This window comes from Sanguibacter sp. TS_SC_8, from assembly GCF_055361235.1.
Genome location: NZ_CM143955.1, coordinates 3283722 through 3306526, shown reverse-complemented (window position 1 = coordinate 3306526; position 22805 = coordinate 3283722). Strand labels below are relative to the sequence as shown.

Sequence of the window (22805 nt, the reverse complement as noted above, 5' to 3'; positions counted from 1 at the left end):
CGGTCTCATACGACCTCCTGGTAGACGGCGTCGGTCCCGGTGACCTGCGCGCGCGGGGTGAAGCGCAACCGTTGAGCGGACTGGGCGCGGCGTCCGTAGTCGTCGCGGCGCGTGGCGTCGTCGGCCAGCTCGGCGAGGTGCGCGCCCGCGGCCTCGGCCGCGTCGCCGGTGGTGGGAACGGGGAAGAGGGCGAGCGGATCAAGACCGGCGAGGGTCTCCAGGTGGCCGCCGGCGGCCGAGGCGACGACCGGCAGACCCGCCGCCATGGCCTCCAGGACGCTCAGGCCGAGACCTTCCACCGCGCACGGCGCGAGCAGCAGCCCAGCCGTGGTCATCTGGTCGAGCACGTCGCTGCGGGCACCGAGGAACACCACGGAAGCGCCCAGACCGGTGCGGTCGGCCAGGGCAGCGAGCTCTTCGCGCCGAGATCCGTCACCGGCGATCTCGAGGCGCCAGCCCCGAGCGGCCAGCCCCGACCGGGCGAAGGCACGGATGCCGACGTCGGTGTTCTTCTCGGCCTCCAGGCGCTGGACCATGAGCACCACCCGCCGCCGCCCCGCGGCGGGCGGACCGTCCGGGCGGTCTTCGACCCCGGGGTGCACGACGGTGCTCGCCCCGTCGATGTGGTCAGCCACGTACCGGCTGATCGCGATCTGTGCCGCGACCCGGTGACGGGCGGCTGCCGCGGTGACGCGGCCGGTCGGACCGGTGCCCCGCGGGCTGGCGAAGTGCCGGGTCGCCACGACAGGAGGGAAGCCCGCGGAGCCCAGGAGGCTCGTCGCCGCGAGGGTCGCCGCGACCTCCGCGGCCGTCATGTGGACGTGCAGCACGTGCGCGGTGGGAGCCCAGGCGCGCACCCGGGCGGCGACGTCGAGCATCGTCGCCGCGGGGAGGTGGTGGACGCCTGCCGGGGCCAGGGCCGCCCGCATGGGCGCCGGGTCGCCGCCGATCACGACGACCTGGTGGCCGTCGTCGGCCTGCGCCGTCGCGAGCCGGGCGACGTGCCGTTCGACCCCGGCGAACCCGTCGGACCGGATGGCGTGCACGATCCTCATCGGGTACCGCCCCCCAGCGGCAGCGCTCGGAACAGCGTGAGGTACGCGCCGGCGACCTGGCTCCAGGAGTGCTGCAGGGCGGACGCGCGGGCGGCCCGGGTGAGCGACTCGCGGTCCGCGCCGGTCAGGGCGAGGACCGCCTCGGCGATCTGTCCGGCGTCGGCGGGGGTGGCGTAGCCGTTGACGCCGTCGACCACCACCTCGGGCACGCAGCCGGTCGGTGTGGCGACCACCGGGATCCCGCAGGCGAGTGCCTCCAGGACCACGAGGCCGTACGACTCGTACGCGCTGGGCAGCACGAACATGTCGCTGGCGTGGAAGTAGCGGACGGGGTCGGGCGCTGCGCCGACGAGGTGGAGTCGCGCGTCGAGGCCACGCGCCGCGCCGTCGCGGCGGAGCTGATCGACCATGTCCGTCGTCCCGCCCACCACGACGAGGTGGACATGGGCGGGCAGCCGGGTGAGCGCCTCGAGCACGACGGGCAACCCCTTGCGGGCGAACTCGTGCCCGACGAACAGCAGGGCGACGTCGTGGTCGGTCAGCCCGAGGTCAGCCCGCGCGGCCAGGCGCTGCCGGGTGGTCGGGGGACGGTACCGGTCGACGTCGACGCCGTTGCCGATCGTCACGGTCGCCGGGCGCAGCCGCGGGTACGTCGCGCGCAGTGCGGTCTCCTCGGCCGCCACGAGGTTGACGACCCGGCGGTGCGTCGCCCCCCGGTAGCGCAGACCGTCGCGGGCCGCGATGAACAGGTGCATCGGGTTGCGGGCCATCCGCAACCGGTACCGTCCCCGTGCGCGCATGGCGACCTGGACGATCCCGTGGTTGACGTAGACGTCCCCGGCGACGGCGTCGTTGTGGCAGACGGAGACCGCATCGGGGTGGCGGCGGAGGAACCGGCGGGCGGCTATGGTTCCCACGGTCGAGAACCAGACGACCCGGGCCGCGAGGGCGACCTTGCCACGCAGCCCCGGGCCCGGGACGGGGAGCCAGCCGCCGTGGGCGTCGGTCAGGGTGAACTGGAGGGTGCTGACCCCGGCCCGGCGCCATTCGGCCTCCAGATGGTGGGCGACGGCGCCCACACCGGTCCCCGGCGCGATGACCGGCGCGATCTGGATGATCTTCATGCCTGCCTCACTGGCCCGGGCGCGGCCTGGTCCGGGGTGCGGCCGCCGCCGGCCACCTGACGAGGCGCCGTGCCCGGGAGGTCGTCCTCGGACGCCGCCAGGGCCTGCGCCCCCAGGCACACCCCGATCAGCAGGAACGGGACGGACACCACGACCGCTGACCAGAACAGGTCGAACTGGCCCTGGACCAGGCGCATGGCCAGGATGGCGAAGGCGAGGGTCCCGTACCGGCGGTCCAGGTGCCAGAGGACGACCAAGGCACCGCCCATGAGGAGGAGGAACCCGACCAGGCCCACGGTGCCGGCCGAGGACAGCACCTCGAGCTCGGCGTTGGGAGGCTGGAAGGCGTACTCCGTCCGTCCCGCCGTCCACCAGCGCAGCCCCACGCCGAACGCCGGGTTCTCCCGCCAGATGTCCAGGGCCTGCTGGTACCAGGCGAGGCGCTGGTGGGCGGAGTTGAAGCGGTTGGTCGACTCCAGCTGTTCCTGGATCACGGAACCCACGAAGTACAGGGCCGGCACGACCGCGACCAGGATGAGCTTGGACCGCTTGCGACCCGGCTCAGGTCGCAGCGCGACGATGAGGACCCCGATGCCGAGCCCGACGAGCGCCTGGCGGGCCTGGGAGGCGACGACCGCGAGCGTGCACACCCAGAACGCCGCCAGGGCCAGGGGCGGCGACCAGCCGACCCACCGGGGCCGGGCGTACGCCACGAGCGCGGCGAAGGCGACGACGCAGCCGATGAAGTTCTTGTGCATCGGCACGGGCCAGTCCAGGTAGACCGGCCCGGATTCACCCGCAGCAAGCTGCTGCACAGCGACGATGCAGGTCAGCACCGCGATCACGAGGCAGGCGAGGAGAAACAGGGTCAGGCCCGTGCGGGCCCTCCCCCCGCGCCCGACCGCCCATCCCACCACGAGCGCCCCGGCGACCGAGAGCCAGGAGTGGAACCACTCGATGGTGTTCTGCTGGTACGGGTTGAAGAGCACGGTGAACAACGTCGCGGCCTGGTAGGCGCAGGAGAGCCACAGCAGCGTCCGCATGGGCGGTGAGAACGGGCGTCGGCACAGCAGGACCGCGCACCAGAACGCCCCGAAGAGCGCGAAGTCGCTGAAGGAGAGGTTGGCGCCCTCTCCGCCGACCCGTTCGACGATCACCATCGCCGGCATGGCCAGCACGGGGATCGCGACGGGCTCGTGGGCGGTGAGCCCGATCGCCAGGACGAGGACGGCGGCCGCGAGAGCGACAGCGGAGTAGGAGGGGACGAGCATGCCGATGAGGACGAGGATCCCCAGCACCCCGACGACGAGGAGACCGTACGCGCCGAGGCGCCCGACCCGGCGACCGGTGCCGGGGGAGGCTCGCCTCAGCTCGACCCGACCCGCCCGCACCCATTCAGCCAGCGCGGTCATGCGGGGTCTCCGGCGCGCCGGGTACCGGTGATCGCGAGCTCGGCACGCACGGGTCCGCGCAGGTAGAGACGCAGGCGCCGGCGTGCGCCGGCCCGCCCCGGTCCGCTGAGCAGGAGGGCCCGCCCGGCCGCGCCCAGGACCGCGCCGACCTGCGCGAGGCGCCAGCCGGTGGACCCGTGGTGCTTGCGCAGGTACCGCTCCTGGGAGGCATGGAAGTGGGTCTCGCGCACGCGCGGGTCCGCGCTCGTCCCGCCCCCCACGTGCACCGCCCGCGCCTGCTGCACGACGACGTGCCGCCACCCCCTGCGGTTGGCGCGCAGCGCCCAGTCGGTCTCCTCGGCATAGAGGAAGAACCGCTCGTCGAATCCGCCGACCTCGGCAAGAGCCTCGGCGCGCAGCAGCAGCAGGGAGCCGATGACGAAGGACCGGTCGTCGGGCACCGGACGCAGCCGGCCCAGCCCGACAGCCTCGATCCAGGTGCCCAGCGGGGAGGGGTAGGGCCACCGGACCCGGGCGGGCGACCCGTCCGCGCCGACCTGGGCCGGGCCCGCGCTCGCGGCGCGGACGTCGCGGCGCAGTCCCCGGTGCAGCGCGTCGACGTCGTCAGGCAGCACGACCGCGTCGGGATTGAGGAGCAGCACGTCGCGGCCCGGGAGCTGACGGTTCGCGAGGGCGTAGTTGACCCCGGCGCCGAAGCCGCCGTTGCGTCCCGGGTCGAGGTAGCGCCCGCCGGCCGCCTCGGTCACCTCGCGGATCCGGGGGAGGGAGGAGTTGTCGACGACGGTGACGGTGTACCGGCCGGTGAGCGGGGCGAGCGCGGACTGGAGCAGGTCGGGGGAGCCGTAGGCGACGACGACGACCTCGGGCGGGTCGGGCTCGCCCAGGTCGATCAGGTCGCTCGGCTGACGGTGACCCGGCGGGCGTGCCGTGACCGGCGCCCGGCTTGCCACGACCGCGGAGTACATCTCGTGGTACCGCCGGGCCACCTCGGGCCACGAACAGGCTGCTGCCCGGGCCGCGCCCGCTGCCCGCAGCCGGGCCGCCAGGTCCGGATCCGTCCCGACCCGCACCAGCGCCGCGCCGAGCGCGACCGGGTCGCCGGGCGGAACGAGCACCCCCGCCTGCCCGACGACGTCGGCCAGGGCACCGGAGTCGCTCGCCACGACCGGTGTGCCGCAGGCCATCGCCTCCACGGCGACCCGGCCGAACTGCTCGACCCATCCCGGGGTGTCCAGGGACGGGATGGCCAGCACGTCCAGGCCGCGGTAGAAGGTGGGCAGCTCGGCCTCGTCGAGGGACCCGAGGAACGTCACCCTGTCGCCCAGCGACTGCCACCTGCGGCGCAGCGCGGGTTCCAGGGGTCCGCTGCCCGCCAGCCGCAGCTCGAGGCGGTCATCGTCGGCGACGGCCTCGAGCAGCACCTCGACCCCTTTGTGCGAGGCGAGACGACCGGCGTACCCGACGACGATCCCGGTGGTCGGGGCCGTCGTCTCGCGGGTGGGCCCGGTGGTTGGCCCGGCGGCGGACTCACTGGCGGACTCACTGGCGGCCTCGCTGGCGGACTCGGCGGACACGGTGGACACGGTGGACTCAGTGGGCCTGAGCTCGGCAGCGTCGAGCGCAGCCGGGGTGAAGACCACGGGGGACGTGGAGTCGTCGGGCGTACCGACTGCGGGGGTGGTGACGGCAGGGGTGAAGACGGCGAGGTCGATCCCGAGCGGGATCACCTCGGCCCGCCCTCGCAGGCCCTTCGCCGTGCAGATCTGCCCAGCCTCCTCGTTGCACACCGAGATCGCCGCTGCACCCCTCAGGGCGCGGGCCTCGAACCAGCGGAAGGGCGGTGGGTACCGCTTGGTGAGATTCTGCGCCGAGTAGAGGATGAAGGGTGCGGGCCGCGTGCGGGTGAGCACGGCGCGCAGGGTGCGCAGCGCGAGGATCTCGGCGGTGGCCAGAGCGAACGGTTCCTCGTGGATGTCGAGGACGTCCCACTGCTCGCCCAGGGCTCGCCACAGCGGTCGGGGGTCGTAGAGGAACAGTGCGGGATGGCTGCCCACCGTCCGCACCCCCCGCACCATCTCCCCGGGTCCACGGACGAGGGGGACGGTCGTCCCGCCCTCGTCCCACACCCGGGCGCAGAGCAGGCGGACGTCCACCCCGCGGGATCGCAGCTCCCGCTCGCGTGAACGCCACGTACCCATGACGGCACTGTGGGAGACCCGGAGGACCTTCATGTCGATGATTCTTGCCCCACACTCCTCGTCTCGCCTCCCGAATCACCCCAAGATCACCCATAGGAATCACCCCAAGATCACCCTTCGCGCTGATGCACACCCCCATGGGGTGCAGGACACTTCCGAAGAGGGGGCGGAAGAGGGGCGTCGGCGGACGTGTCGAATCGCCCCTGCCGACGAAGGGTGCGCAATGCGAGTTCTGGTAGACGGTGACAGGGGATACATCGGCACGGTGCTGGTCCCGTTCCTGCAACAGGCCGGGCACGAGATCGTGGGCCTGGACGCGGGGTGGTACGACGGGTGCGACTTCGGCCCCCAGCCCGGGGGCTACGAGCAGCGCACCGGTGACATCCGAGACGTGACGGCGGCGGACCTCGAGGGTTTTGATGCCGTGATCCACCTCGCGGCGATCTCCAACGACCCGATCGGTCACCTCAACCCGGGCGCCACGTACTCGGTCAATGCCCAGGGCGCCGTGCACATGGCCCAGGCGGCCAAGGCGGCCGGGGTCGAGCGGTTCCTCTTCTCCTCCTCCTGCTCCCTCTACGGTGCGGGCGGCGACGCCCCGGTGGCCGAGGACGGCACCTTCCACCCGGTGACCCCGTACGGGGAGAGCAAGGTGATGGCCGAGGAAGGGTTGTCGGCGCTCGCTGACGCCACCTTCTCACCCAGCTATCTGCGCAACGCGACCGCGTACGGGTCCTCCCCGCGGCTGCGCGCCGACATCGTCGTCAACAACCTCACCGGGACGGCGTTCACCCGGGACGAGGTGCGGCTGCAGTCCGACGGCAGCCCCTGGCGGCCCCTCGTCCACGTCGAGGACATCTCGAGGGCCTTCCTCGCCGTGCTCGAGGCACCCCGCGACCTGGTCCACGACCAAGCGTTCAACGTGGGCCGCGACGAGGACGTGGTGCAGATCCGCACGATCGCCGAGCAGGTCAGCGCCATCACCGGGTCGGCCGTCTCCTTCGCGGAGGGCGCCGGCCCGGACTCACGCAACTACCAGGTCGACTTCACCAAGATCCGCACCTGGCTGCCGGGCTTCGAGCCGCAGTGGACGGTGCCGGACGGCGTCCGGGAGATCTACCGCGACATGACCGCTCGGGGCATGTCGCTCGTGGACTTCGAAGGCCCGCGCTACGTCCGGCTCGAGAAGATCCACGAGCTGGCTGCCGCCCGCCGCCTGGACCTCGCCACCCTGCGAACCATCGGCTAGCCCGTTCGCCGGCGCAGCTCCGGACACCCGTCCCAGCCACCCGTCCCACCCACCCGTCCCACCCATCCGAGCCCCACCACCCAGACCCCATGGCCCAGCAGGAACACAGACCAGCACGACCACCGATGAGGAGAACACCTGTGAACGAGTCCGTCGCCCCCTCCCTCTCCCGGACATCGAGCGAGCCGCCCCTCCTGCCCGACCCGGATCCGAGCTGGGTCTGCCGGTGGTCGGGCGACCCCGCGGGGCGCGTCGTCCTGGACCTCGGGCAGCAGCCACCGGCTGACCTCTTCCCGCTGCCGGGCGACCCGCTGCCGGACCCCGAGCACCCGTTGCGCATGGTCATGTCCACCACGACCGGCCTGGTCCAGCTCGAGACGGACCCCACCACACCGCAGGAGCCGCGCGGGGTCGAACCGGCCGCGCTCGTCGCGCAGGCGGAGGCAGCCGTCGCCCAGGCGGAGGCAGCAGGGTTCGTGCGGCCCGGTACGCGGGTGCTGGAATACCCGAGCCCGCACGGGGGGTCCTGGGTCGACCAGCTCGCGGCGCGTCACATGGTCGAGGTGAGCGACGGCGAGGCCGAGCTCATCGTCGACATCTTCGGCATGATGCACGCAGCCGACCAGCGGGCCGCGCTCCTGGAGCGCGTGGGGCACCTCGCCGGTGACGGCGTGCTCCTCATGCAGTACCACACGGTGGCGGCGATCGTCCGTTCAGGGATCTGGAACGCGCTGCGGCACGGGCACTTCGCCTACTACTCCACCCCAGCCCTCGTCGAGATGGGCAAGGAGGTGGGCCTGGTCGCGGTCGGTGCGTGGGAGTACCCGCTCTACGGCGGCACGGTCATGCTGGCCTTTGCCAAGGAGGGCTCACCCTTCGGGGAGCAGACCCCTGACGTCACGGCGATGGTCGAGCGCGAGCTGGCCGAGGGGATCACCGACCCCGTCCACGTCGCCTCGCTGGGAGTCGCCCTCGACGAGTCCGTCGCAGCCATCGAGGAATATCTCGCGGGCACGACGGCGGCAGGTCTGACGGTGGCCGGCTACGGTGCGGCGTCACGCACCTCGGCGCTGCTGCGCTCGGCGCACATCGAGAAGGAGCACGTGGTCGCGGTCGCCGACGCCTCGACGGGGAAGCACGGGCGGACGATGCCGGGCAACCGGATCCCAATCGTCTCCCCGGCCGACCTCGTGGCCCTGCGCCCGGACCGGGTGCTGCTCTTCGTCCCGGACCTCCTCGACGAGGTGCGGGCGGCGTTGCCGCAGATCGAGGCCCAGGGCGGGCGATGGGTCGTGCTCGACCCGATGCCCCGCGAGGTCGTGCCGGTCACCGCGACCGATCCGGTCACCGCGACCGAGCCGGTCTGACGAGAGCGACAGGGCTTCGGGAGGCAGTGGTGAGACGTCCAGGCTCAGGCCACGCCGAGCGAAGCCTTGTACGCCGCCCACGACCCGGCCTGGCGGTCCCGCTCGCTGACCACCGTGATCGGCGCCGGCCACGGCACGGCGAGGTCGGGATCGAGGTAGTTGACCGTCACGTCCTCCCCGGGACCGTAGAAGTCGTCCATCCGGTAGACGAAGTCGGTCACCGACGTCAGTGCCTGGTACCCGTGCAGGAAGCCTCGCGGGATGTAGACCTGGCGGCAGAGCTGGTCGTCGAGCAGGAACGTCTCCATCTGGCCGAAGGTCGCCGACCCCGGCCGGGCGTCGATGGCGACGTCGAGCACGGCGCCGTGGGCGCAGCGCACGAGCTTGGCCTCGCCCTTGTTCGCGCGGCCGTGCAGCCCGCGCACCACTCCCTGGAAGGACTTGGACTGGTTCTCCTGCTTGAAGCCCGCAGGGTCGATCCCGGCGTCGGCGAGGATCGCGACGTCGAAGGTACGCGAGAAGTACCCGCGCTCGTCCCTGTGGGGAGTCGGCTGGAACACGATCAGATCCGGAATCGATGTCTTGATGATCTCCATATGCCCAGCGTAGGACACGATTCGGCGGTTCGCCCTGGTAGCCGCCCCGTCCGTGCAGACCGTCCCTCCCCCGAGCACACGAGGAGCCCCCATGCCTGAGATCGGACTCGAGACCCCAGAGGTCCACCCCGTCGGTGGAAACGGCCTGGGCGCGCCTGCGCCGGCTGTCACGGCCCCCCGGCGCACCTTCACGAAGTCGGCCGAGGCGCAGAGGCGCCTCCACGACCTCATCCCGGGCGGTTCGCACACCTACGCCCGCGGATCCGACCAGTACCCCGAGAACATGGCCCCGGTCATCGCCCGAGGGGCCGGAGCGCGGGTCGAGGACCTGGACGGCAACTGGTTCGTCGAGTACGGCATGGGACTGCGGGCGGTCACCCTGGGCCACGGCTACGCCCCGGTCGTCGACGCGGTCGTCCAGGCCGCCCGCGACGGCGTGAACTTCTCCCGGCCCAGCGTGTGGGAGCTGCGGGCGGCGGAACGCTTCGTCGAGCTGGTGCCGGGGGCGGAGATGGTGAAGTTCGCCAAGAACGGCTCCGACGTCACCACCGCCGCGATCAAGCTCGCACGAGCCGCGACCGGGCGGGATCTCGTGGCGATCTGCGGAACCCAGCCCTTCTTCTCCTTCGACGACTGGTTCATCGGCTCGACGGCGATGGCGGCCGGTGTCCCGCAGGCCCACCGGGACCTCACGGTCACCTTCCGGTACAACGACCTCGACTCCGTCCGCGCCCTGCTCGCAGCCCACCCCGGGCAGATCGCAGCCCTCATCCTCGAGCAGGCGACCGCCACGGTCGAGCCCGCACCAGGTTTCCTCGAGGGCCTGCGCACCCTCGCCGACGCCCACGGATTCGTCCTCGTCTTCGACGAGATGATCACCGGTATGCGGTGGGCGCTGGGCGGTGCGCAGGCCGTGTACGGGGTCACCCCGGACCTGTCCACCTGGGGCAAGGCCCTCGCCAACGGGTTCTCGATCTCGGCTCTGGCGGGACGGCGCGAGCTCATGGACCTCGGTGGGCTCAACACCGACGCCTCCCGTCCCTTCCTGCTCTCCACCACGCACGGCGCCGAGACGACCGGCCTCGCCGCCTACCTGGCGGCGACCGACGCCTACGCCGAACGGGACGTCGTCGGGATCATGGAGAGTCAGGGCGAGGCGCTCCGCAGCGGGCTGAACGCAGCGATCGCCGAGGCGGGGCTGGCCGAGGCGGTGACGATCATGGGGCGCGGCTCGTGCCTGGTCTTCGGCACCCGGGACCACGAGGGCAACCCGTCCCAGGCGATGCGCACGCTCTTCATCCAGGAGCTGCTCGACCGTGGTGTGCTGGCCCAGTCCCTGGTGATCTCGGCCGCCCACACCGACGACGACCTGGCGCTCACCATCGATGCCGCCCGCGGTGCGCTCGCCGTCTATGCCCGCGCCGTCGACGCCGGGACGACCGACGGGTTGCTGCGCGGGCGTCCCGTGGCCCCGTCCATGCGCGATCGGGCGGCACCTCGACGGCTCCCCGACCCACCCACGGCTGCGGCCGGACTGGAGGAATGATGAAGGTCGTCCTGTTCTGCGGAGGGCTGGGGATGCGCATGCGGTCCGGCACGGACTCGCTGCCCAAGCCCATGATGCCGATCGGGTCGCGCCCGGTCCTGTGGCACATCATGAAGTACTACGCGCACTTCGGGCACACGGAGTTCGTGCTCTGCCTGGGGTACGGCGCCCGCGCCGTCAAGGACTACTTCCTCGACTACCGGGAGACGCACTCCAACGACTTCGTCCTGACCAAGGGCGGCGAGCAGGTCGAGCTGCTCTCGAGTGACATCAGCGACTGGCGCATCACCTTCGTCGACACGGGGATGGAGACCGCGATCGGGGAGCGGCTGCGCCGCGTGCGCCGCTACCTCGAGGACGACGAGGTGTTCCTCGCCAACTACGGCGACGTGCTCTCCGACGCGCCGATGGACCAGATCGTCACAGACTTCCTGGCCACCGACGCCGTCGGCACCCTGCTCGCGGTCGACCCTCAGGACTCCTTCCACGTAGTGAAGATCGACGCGGACGGGAACCTGCGGGGGATCGAGCCGGTCGCCGACATGGAGATGCGGATCAACGGCGGGTTCTTCGTGCTGCGCCAGGGCATCTTCGACTATCTCGGCGAAGGGGAGGACCTCGTCATGGACGCCTGCATCCGGGCGGCCAGGGACGGCAGGTTCCGCGCCGTGCGCTACGACGGGTTCTGGGCTCCGATGGACACGCTCAAGGAGCGCTCCCAGCTCGAGGAGCTCTACCGGACAGGGCAGTGCCCGTGGGCGGTGTGGGCGGACCCGCCGGCCGCTCCGGGGCGCCGGGTTCCGGTGCTGGAGGTGCCTGAGGTGGCGCCCGCGCGGTCGTCCGTGTCGTGGCTGGAGGCCGCGTCGTCCTCGCCGTCGTCGTCCTCACAATCGTCGTCGTCGCCGTCGGGAGACGGACGATGATCAGCCTGGGGTTGCCGGCTGGGCCGATCGAGATCGTCTGCCTGGGTGCGCACCCGGACGACATCGAGATTGCCTGCGGCGGGCTGCTGCTCGAGCTCGGCGCGCGACGCGAGGTCCGCGCGACCTTCGCCTCCCTCACCGGGTCGCCCGCCCGCCGTGACGAGGCGCGCGCGGCCGCGGCGGCGTTCGTCCCGGGAGCCGACGTCCGCTTCTGGGACCTGCCCGACGGGCGGCTGCCGGCCCACTGGGGCGAGGCCAAGGCCGGGCTTGAGCTGCTCGCCCGGCAGACCAGCCCGGACCTGGTGCTGTGCCCCAGCAGGGACGACTCCCACCAGGACCACCGGCTGGTCGCCGAGCTCGTACCGACGGTCTGGCGGGACGCGCTGGTGCTCGAGTACGAGATCCCGAAGTGGGACGGCGACCTCCGTCCGGTCACCCACTACGTCCCGATCAGCAGGGAGAACGCGCGACGCAAGGCGGAGCTGCTCACCGCCTCCTACCCCTCCCAGCGGGGGCGGGACTGGTGGGACGAGGAGACGTTCCTGGCGATCCTCCGACTGCGCGGGGTCGAGTGCCGTCACCGCTACGCCGAAGGTTTCGTGATCCGCAAGGCCGTCCTGACGTTCGGAGAGTGATGCCCAGTGCGCCGGGGTAGGGCTGGGGTGCGGGGCGTGCTCAAGGTCGGGCTGCTCGGAGGGTTCGGTGTGGGCAACACCGGCAACGACGCGACCGCCGCGGTCACGGTCCAGCGACTGCGGTCGGTCCTGCCCGGGGTGGAGGTGCGCCTGATCACCTCGGTGGTCGACACCAGGGCGACGGCCGAGGCGTTCGACGTCGACGTCGTCACCCTGCACCGGGAGCGCTCACCGTGGACAGGTGGGTGGACAGGTGGGCGGGTCGGCCGGGGGGTCGCACGTCCCTGGAACGCGGCGCGTGACCTGGCCCGGATGTGGGTCACGGCCAGGAGCGTCGACGTGGTCGTCGTGGCGGGTGGGGGAGTCTTCGAGGGTGAGGCGTCGGCGGGGTCGCAGGGGTGGGTCGCGATGGCCGGACTCTTCGTGCTGTCGGTGGCCTCGTCGCTCGGCAGGCACCATCTGGCCTTCGTCGGGGTGGGGGGAACGTACCTCCCCTCGCGCTCCGAGCGGCGGCTCCTGGCCGCATCGATGCGCAGGGCGGACTACCGGTCCTTCCGCGACGAGGGAAGCCTGGAAGCGGTGGTCCGGATGGGTGGCGCGGGACCACGGGACCACGTGACGGCGGACCTGGCGTTCGCGGTGGACCTGCCGGCCGGGACGGACACCGTTGACCACACCGACCCGATCCGACCCGGACGGGTCGCCCTGGGGGTGATGGGATTCGACTGGATCACCCGCGACGCGCAGGGGTTCAACGACCGAGATCCCTACGTCCTGGCGCTCGTGGGAGCGACGGCACAGCTCGCGGCGGAGGGGAACGAGGTCATGGTCTTCTGCGGGGACTCCGCCGACGTCGGTGTGGTCGACCGGGTGACCGAGCTGGCCCACGACCAGCTCGCCGACGGCGGGCACTCGGACCTCGTCACGGCGAGCACCTCCGTCGCGTTCACCGACCACCTGCACGCGCTGGTGGGCTCCGACGTCGTGGTCTGCTCACGCTTCCACAACGCCGTCGCGGCACTGCTGCTCGGGCGGGCGACCGTGGCGGTCGCGGACCGGATCAAGGTGCGCGACCTCATGGACCGCGTCGGCCTGCACGAGTACGTCCTGGAGGCGCGGGGGATCACCGCGGGAGACCTCGTGCGGCTCGTCCGGCGGGCGCAGGAGCGCCGCGTCGCGATTGGGTCCGAGATCGCCCCCGTCGTGGCGAGGGTCCGCGCGCAGGCGACGGCGGAGCTCGACGAGCTCGCCCATCTGATCGAGGGATGGTCGAGCCTCTCCCGCCTGCGGGGGGACCACCGGCCGCGGGCGGGCGCCCGGCGGGCCGCACCGATCAGCGCTGGCGAAGACGTTGCTTCATCCAGCTGAGAGGTGCGCCTGGGGCGAAGCGCAACGCCCAGGCGATCTCGGACGCCGCCGAGACGTACGCGCGCTCCTGGACGAGCCGCTGGGACGCCCGGGCCGCGCTCCAGGCGGCGAACCGTGCGTTGGACTCGAGGCTGGCCCGGTAGTCGGGGACCAGGTCGGTCCGGCCCTTCTCCTGGGCGTTCCACAGGTGCAGCCGGACGATCATGTCGATGCTCCGGCACAGCTCACGGTGGCGCCGGGTGTTGTTGCCCCCGTGGAAGCGGTAGTCGACGAGCGTCTCGTCGACGAAGACGAAATCACCCTCCAGTGCCACCTTGAGGATCAGATCGAGGTCCTGGGCGCGGCGGAAGGAGGGGTGGAAGCCGCCGATCCGCAGGAACGTCTCCCGCCGGACCATGACGTTGGGAAGGATGATCCCGGTCGTGCGACGCAGGACGTCGTGGACCGAGCTCACCTGGTGCTGGTCGGCTGCCACGAGCTCGTGGCCGTCGGAATCGATCGTGCGCATGCCGCAGTAGCTGAGCACGGCGTCGGGGTGGTCCTCGAGCGAGGCGACCTGGCGAGCGATGCGCTCGGGGTGCCAGCGGTCGTCGTCGTCCAGGAAGACCAGGAGGTCCCCCGCGGACTGGGACACCCCGTAGTTGCGGGCCACAGACACGCCCGCATTCGCCTGGCGCAGGACACGGACGTCCGGGTGCTGGTCGGTGATCGCGCGCAGGGCTGCAGGGGCCGCAGAGCCGTCGTCGACCAGGATCGCCTCCACCCGAGGGTAGGTCTGCGCGGCGATCGAGGCGAGCGCCTCAGCCAGGTACGGACCCCCTCGATCGGTCGCCACGATGACGGAGACGACCGCCGGTCCTGTCCCGGCTGCTGCTGCGTGATTCACCCTGAACCTCCTGGTGGTGCGCCGACGGGGCAGTCCCGGCGGCGCGGAAGTGTGCCCGCGCGTGGTGCCCGTACCCGAAATAGTGTCGTGGGACCAGCCCGACCGCCAACCGTGCACGCCTTGATGAGAGGAAGTCACCCGATGGTCACAGCAGATGAGGTTCCCGGCGCGAGCGGTTCGGAGGGGAGACCGCTCCTCACGGTCGGTGTGCCGGTGTTCAACGGGGCACGGTTCCTCGAGCAGACCCTGCAGGGCCTCGCCGACCAGGACCTGGCTGACATCGAGGTGATCATCTCCGACAACGGCTCGACCGATGCGACCGCCGAGATCGCGGAGAAGTTTGCGCGGGCGGACCCGCGGTTCACCGTCTTGCGCAGCGAGGTCAACCGCGGGGTGCCGTGGAACTGGAACCGGGTGCTCGAGCAGGCGCGCGCGCCCTTCTTCATGTGGAACGCCGCCGACGACGTGGTGCGCCCCGGCCACCTGGCCCGCTGTCGGCAGGCGCTGCTGGACCATCCGGAGGCCTCGATCGCCTTCTCCCGGGTCGTGCTCGTCGACGTCGACAACGTGGTCGTGGGCGAGATGGACGACGACGGGCTGGACTTCGTGAGCCGGTCTCCGAGCCAGCGGGTCGACCACTTCCTCGACCGGCACGTCTATCAGGTGATCGGCTTCGGTGGGGTGATGCGCACGCCGGTGATCCAGGCGATGGGTGGGCTGCCCGGCTTCTACGGCGGGGACATCGCCCTCGGGGTGGCGATGGCCATGCGCCAGCCGTGGGTCCAGGTCCCCGAGCAGCTCTTCTACTCGCGTCGCCACGACGCCCAGACGAACAAGGTCCAGGGCTGTGACGTGCTCGACCAGGTCCGCACGTACGACCCGCAGTGGACCCGACCCCTCGCCTTCCCGCAGTGGTACCTCAACCACCGCCTGCTCGTCGAGGCCGCCGGTGCGCCCGCACCGCTGCTGGAGCGTGGGCGCGCCGTCGGGCACGTGCTGCGCCGGTGGACCGTCCCGAACTGGCGGTTCTTTCCCTTCGACATCAAACGCAACGTGGTCCGGATGACCCGCGGGCAGTACACGGGGGCCTTCTCCGAGAGTCGAGCGTGAGCCTGGTGAGCTGGCCCGGGCGCCAGCACATCAGCGACCGGGCGCGCGCCGTCGCGGGGCGGACCGGGCGGGCGGGGGTGGCGGGCATGACCCGCGCGCTCGGGGCTCCGCGGCTGGTCGCCTGGACGGTGGCGGCCACCCCCGACCCGGCGACCACCGTGGAGGAGGTGACCCGTGAGCTCACCCCGCTGCTCCCGGTCCGTCCGGCGGACGTCGTGGGGCACTATCTCCGCGGCTACGTGCTGCTGGGCCGTGGCGGGCAGGAGAAGCCGGAGATGATCTTCGTGCCGGGGGGACCGCGTGCCGTCATCGACGCCGTGTCCCGGCACGTGCCGAGCCGGGTGCGGACCCACCAGCGCCGCGGCGACGTCGAACTGGTCTGGGACGCACCGATGGCCGAGGTGGTGCGTCGGTGCGGGGATCGACCGGAGACGTGGATCATGGAACCGATGCCGCAGCTCTGGGAGGAGCTGGCCGGGCTGGGGCTCGCGCGCGCGGTGGGCGCCTCCCGTGACGGGGAGCTCGTGGCCGGGCTGTGGGGGATCGAGGTGGGTGGGACCTTCGGGATCATGAGCATGTTCCACCAGGAGAGCGCGGTCGGTGCGGTCGTGCTGGCCAGTGTGGTCGACGCGCTCACGCAGCGGTGGGACCTGATCGACTGCGGAGCGATGAACGCGAACTTCGCGCGCTACGGCGCGGTCGAGATCAGCCCGCAGGACTTCCAGCACCGGGTGCTCGCCGGCCTGGGCCGACGCGTCGACGCCGGGTGAGGCCGGGCGGGGCGCCGACCGCCCCGGGACGGCGCTCCCGACTCACCGGTGCTGCGGCACGGTCTCCGGGTGTCCCTGAGGCGGAGGTCGCAGGGGGTGCAGGCGGGCCCCGGCGGCGACCCGGGCGCGCAGCGCGGCGTCGGCCGTCCAGGGCCCCAGGCTCGTGGTGAACGACGTCGTGGTCACCCGGTCCGGGTACAGCAGGGTCTGCTCGGCGTATCGGGACGGGTCCATGCAGGTGTCCAGCAGGTCCACGGACGGGTCGGCGGCAAGGTGCACCGCGCCGAGCACCCGCCCCAGCACCCCCGGCGAGAAGTTCGCGGCCGCGGGGTCGTAGGCGTCGTACCAGCAGAACACCGTCGACCCCGAGCGCAGGTAGGTCGACATGTGCAGGGTGTCCGAGCCGGCGCGCAGAGCGAGCAGATAGGCGTCCCCGCGAGCGAGGAGTCCCTCGAAGACGTCCTGGAACCACTCCGACCCACCTGGGCGCAGGGCGAAGGCCGGGCCCTGACGACGGGGGTCCCCCTTCCAGCTCTTCTGCTCGAAGTCGAGATACTCACGGCAGGGCGCCAGCCCGCCAGCGGCGGGTTGCTCGGTGGACTCGTCGGTGGGGCTGTCGGTGGGGCTGTCGACAGACCTGCCTGCGGGGCTGTCGGCGCGGCTGCCGGTGGGGTCGGTCGCGGCGGGCCGGAGGGTGGAGGGACCGGCGAGCTCGACCATCGTGACCGGTTCAGCAGGGTCCTGGTGGTAGGCCACCCCGATGAGCCGCTGGCACCGGCGCAGCTCCCGCGCCCGCGACTTCGACACCAGGTCGGACGGGCCTGTGACGGTGCGCTCCCGGTAGCGCACCGCGGCGCGGGCGTCACCACCCCACGTGTGCACGGGGGACCCAGATGCCGCGATAGCGAGGCCCAGCAGCGCGGAGACTGGACCGTCGGCCGCGGCCAGGTGGACCGTGAGGGCGAAACCCAGCCGGCGACGGCGGGCGCGCAGGGCGTCGAGGAGCATCCGGACGTTGCCCTCGGGGTCGCTCGCGGCGACGAGAGGCAGACCGGCGGAGGTGTACTCGTGCAGGAGCGGCCCGTTGGTCGAGGCGTGGCGCAGCGGCCAGCGCTGGTCGCCCGGAGCCAGCTCGAAGGGCAGCGCCGCGAGCCAGGTGCCGTCCTCCTCGACCACGAGGAGCTGGATGTCGCCGCCGAAGTGACGGTTCGTGGGGACGAGGAACTCCGGGGTATAGAAGACGTTCGGTTCGAGGGCAGTGGCAGCGAGCCGGCGCCAGGCGGCCAAGGCCGGCTCGTCGAGCTGGCTGACCGGTGCGATCCAGTGGTTGGTCGGCATGATCCTCCTCGGGTCGGGTCGGGTCGGGTCGGGTCGGGTCGGGTCGGGTCGGGTCGGGTCGGGTCGGGTCGGGTCGGGTCGGGTCGGGTAAGGACGTCTGCTGGGCAGGGCAGGGCCGGCGCGACGATCAGACGGTGAGCTGATGCAGGACGTGGGCGAGCCGGGTGCGGGCGACAGCCCAGCTGTTGAGCTCGGCGTGCTGACGGCCGAGCTGAGCGGTACGGGCCAGCAGGAGCCGGTCGTCGGCGAAGGCCTCCAGGGCGGCGGCGAGAGCGGCCGGGTCGCCGGGGGGGACGAGGACTCCCGCGCCGCCGGCGGTCTCCGGGATCCCGCCGACGTCGGAGGCGATCACCGCGGCGCCGGCGGCCATACCCTCCAGCACGGTCAGCCCGCAGGGCTCGGACCACCGCGACGGCACCACGACGACGTCGGCCGTCTCGAGCACGGACCGAACCGCGGCGCGGTCCAGGAAGGGACGGAAGGTGATCGTGCCGCCCGCGGGCCCGGCCGCCCGACGACGCAGGTCACGTTCGTAGGTCGTCAACGGAGCGTCGGCCGCGAAGCCGTTGCTCCCCACCACCACCAGCTCGACGTCGGCCCGGCCGAGCCGGACGACGGCGTCGACGAGGACGTCGGGTCCCTTGTCCGGGATCACCCGCCCGACGAAGACGACCCGCAGGGCCTCACGGTTGGGTCGTGGGTGGCATCGGAAGGAGTCGACGTCGACCCCGTTCCCGACCACGACGACCCGGTCGTGGAGGGCGGGGGGCAGCTGGGCGACGGTGGCGTCGGCGAGGGAGCCGCTCACGCACACGATCGCGGCGGCAGGGTCCAGTGCGGCGCCTGCCTCGGCGGTGGAGTACGTGCGCAGCAGGTCGTTGTGGGCGTAGAGGACGGGCACGTGCCGGGCGACGTCGACGAGCGCGACCGCCTGGGGCAGGTTGTGGGCCAGCACCACCGAGGCGTCCCAGCCGTGCTGTGCGGCGAGCGCGGGCGTGAGCACCCGGCGTGCGCCGGGTCGTCCCAGCCCGATCCGGCCCAGCGCAGGATCGACATACCGGTCGGTGCGCCGGGCCGGTCGCAACGGATACTCGATGGCCTCGGCGCTGGGGTACCGGTCAGGGTAGGTGCCGCGGGCCACGAGGACCGCCGGGACCGGGTCGGCCTCCGGGGTCGCGGCGCACAGACCGTGCACGACCGTGGGGATCGCGCTGCCGGTCCGAGCGGAGAAGTGGTCACCGGGAGTGATCAGGTGCACGTGCCTCATGCCGGACCTGGCCTACCTGGGTCGTGCCCCCTCAGGGGGGTGGAGACCCCGTCCGCCCGGTCCTGGCGTCGGGCGCGCAGCGCCGCGGGGACCCCGGCGACCAGCCCGGACAGCTCCGCGACCGCCCGGGTGAGGATGATCGGTGAGGTCAGGCGACGGGTGAGGGTCGGCAGGTGGCCGTCGGCGTCGGGGCGTCCCCGCAGCAGGCGCGCGGTGGTGCGCAGGTAGTCCTGCTGGTCCCGGACCGTCGTGACGGCGTACCGGCGGACCATCGGGTGGGACCAGCCGAAGACCCGCGCGAGCAGCATCAGGTGGTTGCGGCGGGAGTAGTACAGGTACCGCCGGTCGAAGCGTTGGCCGCCGCTCTGGTAGGGAGCAGCCACGTGCCGGACGATCGCCTGCGGGGCGAACACCAGCCGGTGCCCGGCCGCACCGAGGCGCAGCGAGATGTCGGACTCCTCGCACAGGCAGGTTCCGGGGTAGTCCCCGCGGATCCCCCCGATCGAGGCCAACGCCGAGACGCGGAAGGACATGTTCGCACCGAGCAGGTGGTCGACGTCGATCTGGCGTCCTGGGTCTGCGCCGAAGTAGCCGGTGAGGTCGCCGTTGGGGAGCAGCCGGCCGATGCACCCCAGCCCCTCGCTCTCCTCGCCGGGGATGCCGTTGACGGCCCTGCCACCGACGGCGGAGACCGACGGGTCGGTGTACGGGGACGTGAGTGCGTCGAGCCAGAGCTCGTCGACGTAGGCGTCGTCGTCGATGAAGGAGATGATCTCCCCGCTCGCGCGGGCGAGGCCGATCTGGCGCGACTCCGGCATGGTCCCCGGCCCCAGGTCGTTGCGCAGGTAGACGACGTCGGGGAACTTCTCGGCGATCAGTGTCCGGCTGCGGTCGTCGGGCGAGGCGTCGACGACGAGGATCTCGTGCGGAGGAGTGTGCAGCGCGCCGAGGTGCTCGAGGCAGGTGGTGAGGAACTGCGGCCGGGCGTAGGTGATGATCACGACGGACACGCGGGGTGGGGGAGGTCGAGTCATCGGGTCACCTGCGGCGGGAGGTCGGCCAGGACGGCGACCGGCGCCGCGGGCGCGGCGGGCGGGTCGCTGATCCGGGAGAGGCGGAACCGGTCGGTGCGACGCAGGACCGAGGTCAGCGCGGTGGTCCGCGGGTGCTCCGAGCGCCACTTCCACCGGGAGTACACGAGGGGCTGGGTGTACTCGGCTGTGTGCCCCGACCAGCCGAACTTCTTGCGCATCGCCTCGTCCGAGCGCACCCAGCTGAAGTGGACCACGGCATGGGACTCGGGGACGACCTCGTGCACCACCACGTGTCGTGACTGGTACGGGTCGGTGTTCCACGGCCGGACGTCCACCCGGTACAGCGGCGCGTCCGCCTGCCGGCAGTGCCGCAGCACCGTTCCGGCGCGCACCGCGAGGGGACCGGGGTAGCTGGCTGCGAGGCGGCCCGCACGGGTGGCTGACTCGAGGTAGGTGGTGGTCCCGACCCGGGCGTAGAGCCACCGCGAGGGGTACTCGAGGCCGCCAGCCCCGGCTGCCTCGGCGTGGCTCAGGCTCGCCAGGAAGGTCGCCGGGCGCGGCATGACCTCGTCGGTGTCGAGCTGAAGCACCCAGTCCGCCCCCTCAGAGGCGACGTCGAGGGCGCACTGGCGTTGGAAGGTGTCGTTCTCGAGCGGCTCGTAGCCCTCGCGGGCGTAGTGGCCCGGGGCCAGGACGCACTTGTGCTCGGTGTCGAGACGGGCCACCGCGCTCAGGCACTCCTCGACCGGGAGCGGTGTCCCGGTCCACGAACGGGCGTTCTCGTCGTAGGACACCACGATCCTGTCGACGTGGGGATAGTACGAGAGGAGGCTCTCGGTGAGGAAGGCCGGATCGGCGGCCAGCACGTAGGCCGTGAGTCTCATCAGACGATGTCCGCGAACTCGCGCTCGAACTGCTGAAAGGTGAAGGCGCCCGCGGCGAAGACGAGGAGGGAGACGGCGAAGGCGCCGACGATCTTCCACGGCTCCGGTGCCGGCAGCTCGAGCAGAGAGAAGCGGAACAGCTCGAGGAACCAGGTGAGGGGGTTGAGGTTGTACAGCGTCAGGAGGTTCTCGTTGATGTTCTTGGGGACGGCGTAGGCGACCGGTGAGGCGAAGAGAAGCGTCTGCAGGATCCACGGGACGATGTAGGCGATGTCGCGGTACTTGACCATCACGGCCGAGGTGGCCAACCCGATCCCGGTCGCGAAGAGGACGATCAGCGCGACCCACACCGGCAGCAGGAGCACCGGCCAGCCCGGGGTGATCCCGTAGATGAACAGCAGCACCACGCCGAGCCCGAAGGCGACGACGAAGTCGAGCAGGACCGACAGGATCCCGGACATCGGCACGAGCATCCGGGGGAAGTAGACCTTGGAGATCATGCTCTGGCTGCTCACGACAGAGCCGGTCGAGCGCGCGATGATGTTGGCGAAGAGGTTCCACGCGAGCATGCCGACGTAGCTGAACATGAAGTAGTTCACGCCATCGCTCGGGAGCTGGGCCACCTTGCCGAAGACGATGGCGAAGATCCCGGCCGAGACGAGCGGCTGCAGCAGCACCCACACGATGCCGACGGCCGTCTGGCGGTACCGCAGGACCACGTCACGCATGCCGAACCGGTAGAGCACCTCCCGGGCGTCCCACAGCTCCCGCACCGAGGGCATGGAGATGCGTCCGGGGGGCGTGATCACCGTCTTCGCCATGGCTCACCCGTTCTTGTAGAGGAAGTCGGCGAGCACGAGCCCTCGGGTGAGGGACTCGTCCCCGGCGAGCTCGGGGTAGGGGTTGTGCGGGATCACCTCGAAGCCGGCGGCACCCTCCCAGGAGTCGAGGATCCCGGTCTTGCAGACGAACACGTCCACCGTGTACCGCCCGGGCTTGAGCCACGGGGTGCGCACGGTCAACGTGATGTCCTGGGCGATCGTCGGGTCGTACCAGCCGCCCACGACGCGTGAGTCGCACTGGACCAGGGCGCTGCCGTTGAGGTCGTTGATGTGGCAGGAGACGAAGTACTTCCCGATCATCGACGGGTTGGCCTCGACGGAGATGTGGATCGTCTTCTCGCTGTCGGGCTCGAAGTGGTCCTCGCCCATCTCCACGGCTCGTGCCCGCAGCTCGCCGGTGCCTGGGCGCAGGCCCGGGTCCTTCTGCTCCAGGGAGAACTTCTCGAAGCTCTGCCGGTAGAGGTCGAAGGCCCCCGCCACCGGGCCGTGGTAGGCGAGGCGGCCCCGGTCGAGGAACACCGCGGAGGTGCACAGCGCCGACACGGTCTGTGCCTGGTGGCTGACGAAGAGGACGGTGCGTCCGTCCTTGGCGACGTCGCGCATCTTGGCCAGGGACTTGGCCTGGAACTCCGCATCGCCCACCGCGAGCACCTCGTCGATCGCGAGGATCTCCGTCTCCAGGTGCGCGGCGACCGAGAACGCCAGGCGCACGTACATCCCCGAGGAGTACCGCTTGACCGGGGTGTCGAGGAAGGTCGCCACCCCGGAGAACTCCACGATCTCGTCGAAGCGCCGCTGGATCTCCTTGCGCGTCATCCCCAGCAGCGCGCCGTTGAGGTAGATGTTCTCCCGCCCGGTCAGCTCGGGGTGGAACCCGGTGCCCACCTCCAGCAACGACCCGATCCGGCCGTTCAGCTCGATCTGGCCACGGCTGGGAGCGGTGATCCGGGTGAGGACCTTGAGCAGGGTGGACTTCCCGGCACCGTTGCGCCCGATGATCCCCATCGCCTCGCCCCACGGGACGTCGAAGGTCAGATCGTCGAGCGCGTCGAAGAGCGTGTGTGAGCCTTTGCGGACCGGGTTGCGCATCCAGCGCATGGCCGCCTCGACCGCCGTCGTGGGGCGATCACCGGAGAGGCCGATCCGGTAGGTCTTGCCGAGCCCGCTGACTCGGATGGCCGGTTCAGGAGTTTGCTGCACG

Annotated in this window: 20 protein-coding genes; 8 read left to right on the top strand and 12 right to left on the bottom strand. The window is 71.7% G+C overall.

What is annotated here, in order from left to right; all coding sequences use genetic code 11:
* Nucleotides 1-5: 5 nt before the first annotated feature.
* From ACWA15_RS14945 to ACWA15_RS14930, 4 genes are read right to left on the bottom strand one after another with little or no spacing between them, the layout of a single operon-like run.
* Entirely contained in the window at nucleotides 6-1055 is a 1050-nt protein-coding gene (locus ACWA15_RS14945) for a glycosyltransferase family 4 protein (protein WP_464056199.1), read from the bottom strand.
* Nucleotides 1052-2179, bottom strand: a complete 1128-nt coding sequence (locus ACWA15_RS14940) for a glycosyltransferase family 4 protein (RefSeq protein ID WP_464056197.1) — start codon at nucleotides 2177-2179, stop codon at nucleotides 1052-1054. The genes ACWA15_RS14945 and ACWA15_RS14940 overlap by 4 nt, the downstream gene beginning before the upstream one ends.
* Entirely contained in the window at nucleotides 2176-3591 is a 1416-nt protein-coding gene (locus ACWA15_RS14935) for an O-antigen ligase family protein (protein WP_464056196.1), read from the bottom strand. Before ACWA15_RS14935 ends, ACWA15_RS14940 begins: the two co-directional genes overlap by 4 nt.
* Nucleotides 3588-5822: a glycosyltransferase gene (locus ACWA15_RS14930; RefSeq protein WP_464056194.1), complete on the bottom strand. Its 2235-nt coding sequence runs from the start codon at nucleotides 5820-5822 to the stop codon at nucleotides 3588-3590. The genes ACWA15_RS14935 and ACWA15_RS14930 overlap by 4 nt, the downstream gene beginning before the upstream one ends.
* 190 nt (nucleotides 5823-6012) lie before the next feature.
* On the opposite strand from ACWA15_RS14930, the gene ACWA15_RS14925 reads away from it, so the two are divergent.
* Together ACWA15_RS14925 and ACWA15_RS14920 are read left to right on the top strand one after the other, a co-directional pair.
* A complete protein-coding gene (locus ACWA15_RS14925; RefSeq protein ID WP_464056192.1) occupies nucleotides 6013-7038 on the top strand; it encodes an NAD-dependent epimerase/dehydratase family protein in 1026 nt (341 codons plus the stop codon).
* Between the two features lie 140 nt (nucleotides 7039-7178).
* On the top strand, nucleotides 7179-8405 hold the full coding sequence (locus ACWA15_RS14920) for a hypothetical protein (RefSeq protein ID WP_464056191.1): 1227 nt from the start codon (nucleotides 7179-7181) through the stop codon (nucleotides 8403-8405).
* Nucleotides 8406-8449: 44 nt separating this feature from the next.
* On the opposite strand, the gene rfbC is transcribed toward ACWA15_RS14920, so the two are convergent.
* Nucleotides 8450-9001 carry a dTDP-4-dehydrorhamnose 3,5-epimerase gene (rfbC, locus tag ACWA15_RS14915; RefSeq protein ID WP_464056189.1) on the bottom strand — a complete coding sequence of 184 codons (552 nt, stop codon included), beginning with the start codon at nucleotides 8999-9001 and terminating at the stop codon, nucleotides 8450-8452.
* Nucleotides 9002-9092: 91 nt separating this feature from the next.
* Here rfbC and ACWA15_RS14910 point away from each other — a divergent pair, with 91 nt between their 5' ends.
* The 4 genes from ACWA15_RS14910 to ACWA15_RS14895 are packed head-to-tail and all read left to right on the top strand — an operon-like array spanning nucleotide 9093 to nucleotide 13473.
* Entirely contained in the window at nucleotides 9093-10547 is a 1455-nt protein-coding gene (locus ACWA15_RS14910) for a glutamate-1-semialdehyde 2,1-aminomutase (RefSeq protein WP_464056187.1), read from the top strand.
* The gene (locus tag ACWA15_RS14905; protein ID WP_464056185.1) at nucleotides 10544-11470 is read left to right on the top strand and encodes a sugar phosphate nucleotidyltransferase; all 927 of its coding nucleotides are present in this window, start codon (nucleotides 10544-10546) and stop codon (nucleotides 11468-11470) included. The genes ACWA15_RS14910 and ACWA15_RS14905 overlap by 4 nt, the downstream gene beginning before the upstream one ends.
* A complete protein-coding gene (locus ACWA15_RS14900; protein ID WP_464056184.1) occupies nucleotides 11467-12105 on the top strand; it encodes a PIG-L deacetylase family protein in 639 nt (212 codons plus the stop codon). The genes ACWA15_RS14905 and ACWA15_RS14900 overlap by 4 nt, the downstream gene beginning before the upstream one ends.
* A 36-nt stretch (nucleotides 12106-12141) precedes the next feature.
* The gene (locus ACWA15_RS14895; protein ID WP_464056183.1) at nucleotides 12142-13473 is read left to right on the top strand and encodes a polysaccharide pyruvyl transferase family protein; all 1332 of its coding nucleotides are present in this window, start codon (nucleotides 12142-12144) and stop codon (nucleotides 13471-13473) included.
* On the opposite strand, the gene ACWA15_RS14890 is transcribed toward ACWA15_RS14895, so the two are convergent.
* Nucleotides 13439-14359, bottom strand: a complete 921-nt coding sequence (locus tag ACWA15_RS14890) for a glycosyltransferase family 2 protein (protein ID WP_464056181.1) — start codon at nucleotides 14357-14359, stop codon at nucleotides 13439-13441. The two genes, ACWA15_RS14895 and ACWA15_RS14890, sit on opposite strands and share 35 nt — an antisense overlap.
* Nucleotides 14360-14500: 141 nt before the next feature.
* On the opposite strand from ACWA15_RS14890, the gene ACWA15_RS14885 reads away from it, so the two are divergent.
* Entirely contained in the window at nucleotides 14501-15469 is a 969-nt protein-coding gene (locus ACWA15_RS14885) for a glycosyltransferase family 2 protein (protein WP_464056179.1), read from the top strand.
* Nucleotides 15466-16239 (top strand): hypothetical protein, encoded by a 774-nt coding sequence (locus ACWA15_RS14880; protein ID WP_464056177.1) that lies wholly within the window; start codon nucleotides 15466-15468, stop codon nucleotides 16237-16239. Before ACWA15_RS14885 ends, ACWA15_RS14880 begins: the two co-directional genes overlap by 4 nt.
* 42 nt (nucleotides 16240-16281) lie before the next feature.
* Here ACWA15_RS14880 and ACWA15_RS14875 read toward each other — a convergent pair whose 3' ends face one another.
* From ACWA15_RS14875 to ACWA15_RS14850, 6 genes are all read right to left on the bottom strand, one after another.
* Complete coding sequence (locus ACWA15_RS14875) at nucleotides 16282-17577, bottom strand: GNAT family N-acetyltransferase (protein WP_464056175.1); 1296 nt, start codon at nucleotides 17575-17577, stop codon at nucleotides 16282-16284.
* Between the two features lie 127 nt (nucleotides 17578-17704).
* Complete coding sequence (locus ACWA15_RS14870; protein ID WP_464056173.1) at nucleotides 17705-18844, bottom strand: glycosyltransferase family 4 protein; 1140 nt, start codon at nucleotides 18842-18844, stop codon at nucleotides 17705-17707.
* A complete protein-coding gene (locus ACWA15_RS14865; protein WP_464056171.1) occupies nucleotides 18841-19878 on the bottom strand; it encodes a glycosyltransferase family 2 protein in 1038 nt (345 codons plus the stop codon). Before ACWA15_RS14865 ends, ACWA15_RS14870 begins: the two co-directional genes overlap by 4 nt.
* Entirely contained in the window at nucleotides 19875-20762 is an 888-nt protein-coding gene (locus ACWA15_RS14860; protein ID WP_464056170.1) for a hypothetical protein, read from the bottom strand. Before ACWA15_RS14860 ends, ACWA15_RS14865 begins: the two co-directional genes overlap by 4 nt.
* Entirely contained in the window at nucleotides 20762-21583 is an 822-nt protein-coding gene (locus ACWA15_RS14855; protein ID WP_464056169.1) for an ABC transporter permease, read from the bottom strand. The genes ACWA15_RS14860 and ACWA15_RS14855 overlap by 1 nt, the downstream gene beginning before the upstream one ends.
* 3 nt (nucleotides 21584-21586) lie before the next feature.
* Nucleotides 21587-22804, bottom strand: a complete 1218-nt coding sequence (locus tag ACWA15_RS14850; RefSeq protein WP_464056168.1) for an ABC transporter ATP-binding protein — start codon at nucleotides 22802-22804, stop codon at nucleotides 21587-21589.
* Nucleotide 22805: the final 1 nt, after the last annotated feature.

Bases quoted from the DNA above. Each gene is read 5' to 3' on its own strand.
- ACWA15_RS14945 (WP_464056199.1), bottom strand. From the start codon at position 1,055: ATGAGGATCGTGCACGCCATCCGGTCCGACGGGTTCGCCGGGGTCGAA.
- ACWA15_RS14860 (WP_464056170.1), bottom strand. From the start codon at position 20,762: ATGAGACTCACGGCCTACGTGCTGGCCGCCGATCCGGCCTTCCTCACC.
- rfbC (WP_464056189.1), bottom strand. From the start codon at position 9,001: ATGGAGATCATCAAGACATCGATTCCGGATCTGATCGTGTTCCAGCCG.
- ACWA15_RS14875 (WP_464056175.1), bottom strand. From the start codon at position 17,577: ATGCCGACCAACCACTGGATCGCACCGGTCAGCCAGCTCGACGAGCCG.
- ACWA15_RS14900 (WP_464056184.1), top strand. From the start codon at position 11,467: ATGATCAGCCTGGGGTTGCCGGCTGGGCCGATCGAGATCGTCTGCCTG.
- ACWA15_RS14940 (WP_464056197.1), bottom strand. From the start codon at position 2,179: ATGAAGATCATCCAGATCGCGCCGGTCATCGCGCCGGGGACCGGTGTG.
- ACWA15_RS14925 (WP_464056192.1), top strand. From the start codon at position 6,013: ATGCGAGTTCTGGTAGACGGTGACAGGGGATACATCGGCACGGTGCTG.
- ACWA15_RS14885 (WP_464056179.1), top strand. From the start codon at position 14,501: ATGGTCACAGCAGATGAGGTTCCCGGCGCGAGCGGTTCGGAGGGGAGA.
- ACWA15_RS14870 (WP_464056173.1), bottom strand. From the start codon at position 18,844: ATGAGGCACGTGCACCTGATCACTCCCGGTGACCACTTCTCCGCTCGG.
- ACWA15_RS14865 (WP_464056171.1), bottom strand. From the start codon at position 19,878: ATGACTCGACCTCCCCCACCCCGCGTGTCCGTCGTGATCATCACCTAC.
- ACWA15_RS14910 (WP_464056187.1), top strand. From the start codon at position 9,093: ATGCCTGAGATCGGACTCGAGACCCCAGAGGTCCACCCCGTCGGTGGA.
- ACWA15_RS14930 (WP_464056194.1), bottom strand. From the start codon at position 5,822: ATGAAGGTCCTCCGGGTCTCCCACAGTGCCGTCATGGGTACGTGGCGT.
- ACWA15_RS14855 (WP_464056169.1), bottom strand. From the start codon at position 21,583: ATGGCGAAGACGGTGATCACGCCCCCCGGACGCATCTCCATGCCCTCG.
- ACWA15_RS14935 (WP_464056196.1), bottom strand. From the start codon at position 3,591: ATGACCGCGCTGGCTGAATGGGTGCGGGCGGGTCGGGTCGAGCTGAGG.
- ACWA15_RS14905 (WP_464056185.1), top strand. From the start codon at position 10,544: ATGATGAAGGTCGTCCTGTTCTGCGGAGGGCTGGGGATGCGCATGCGG.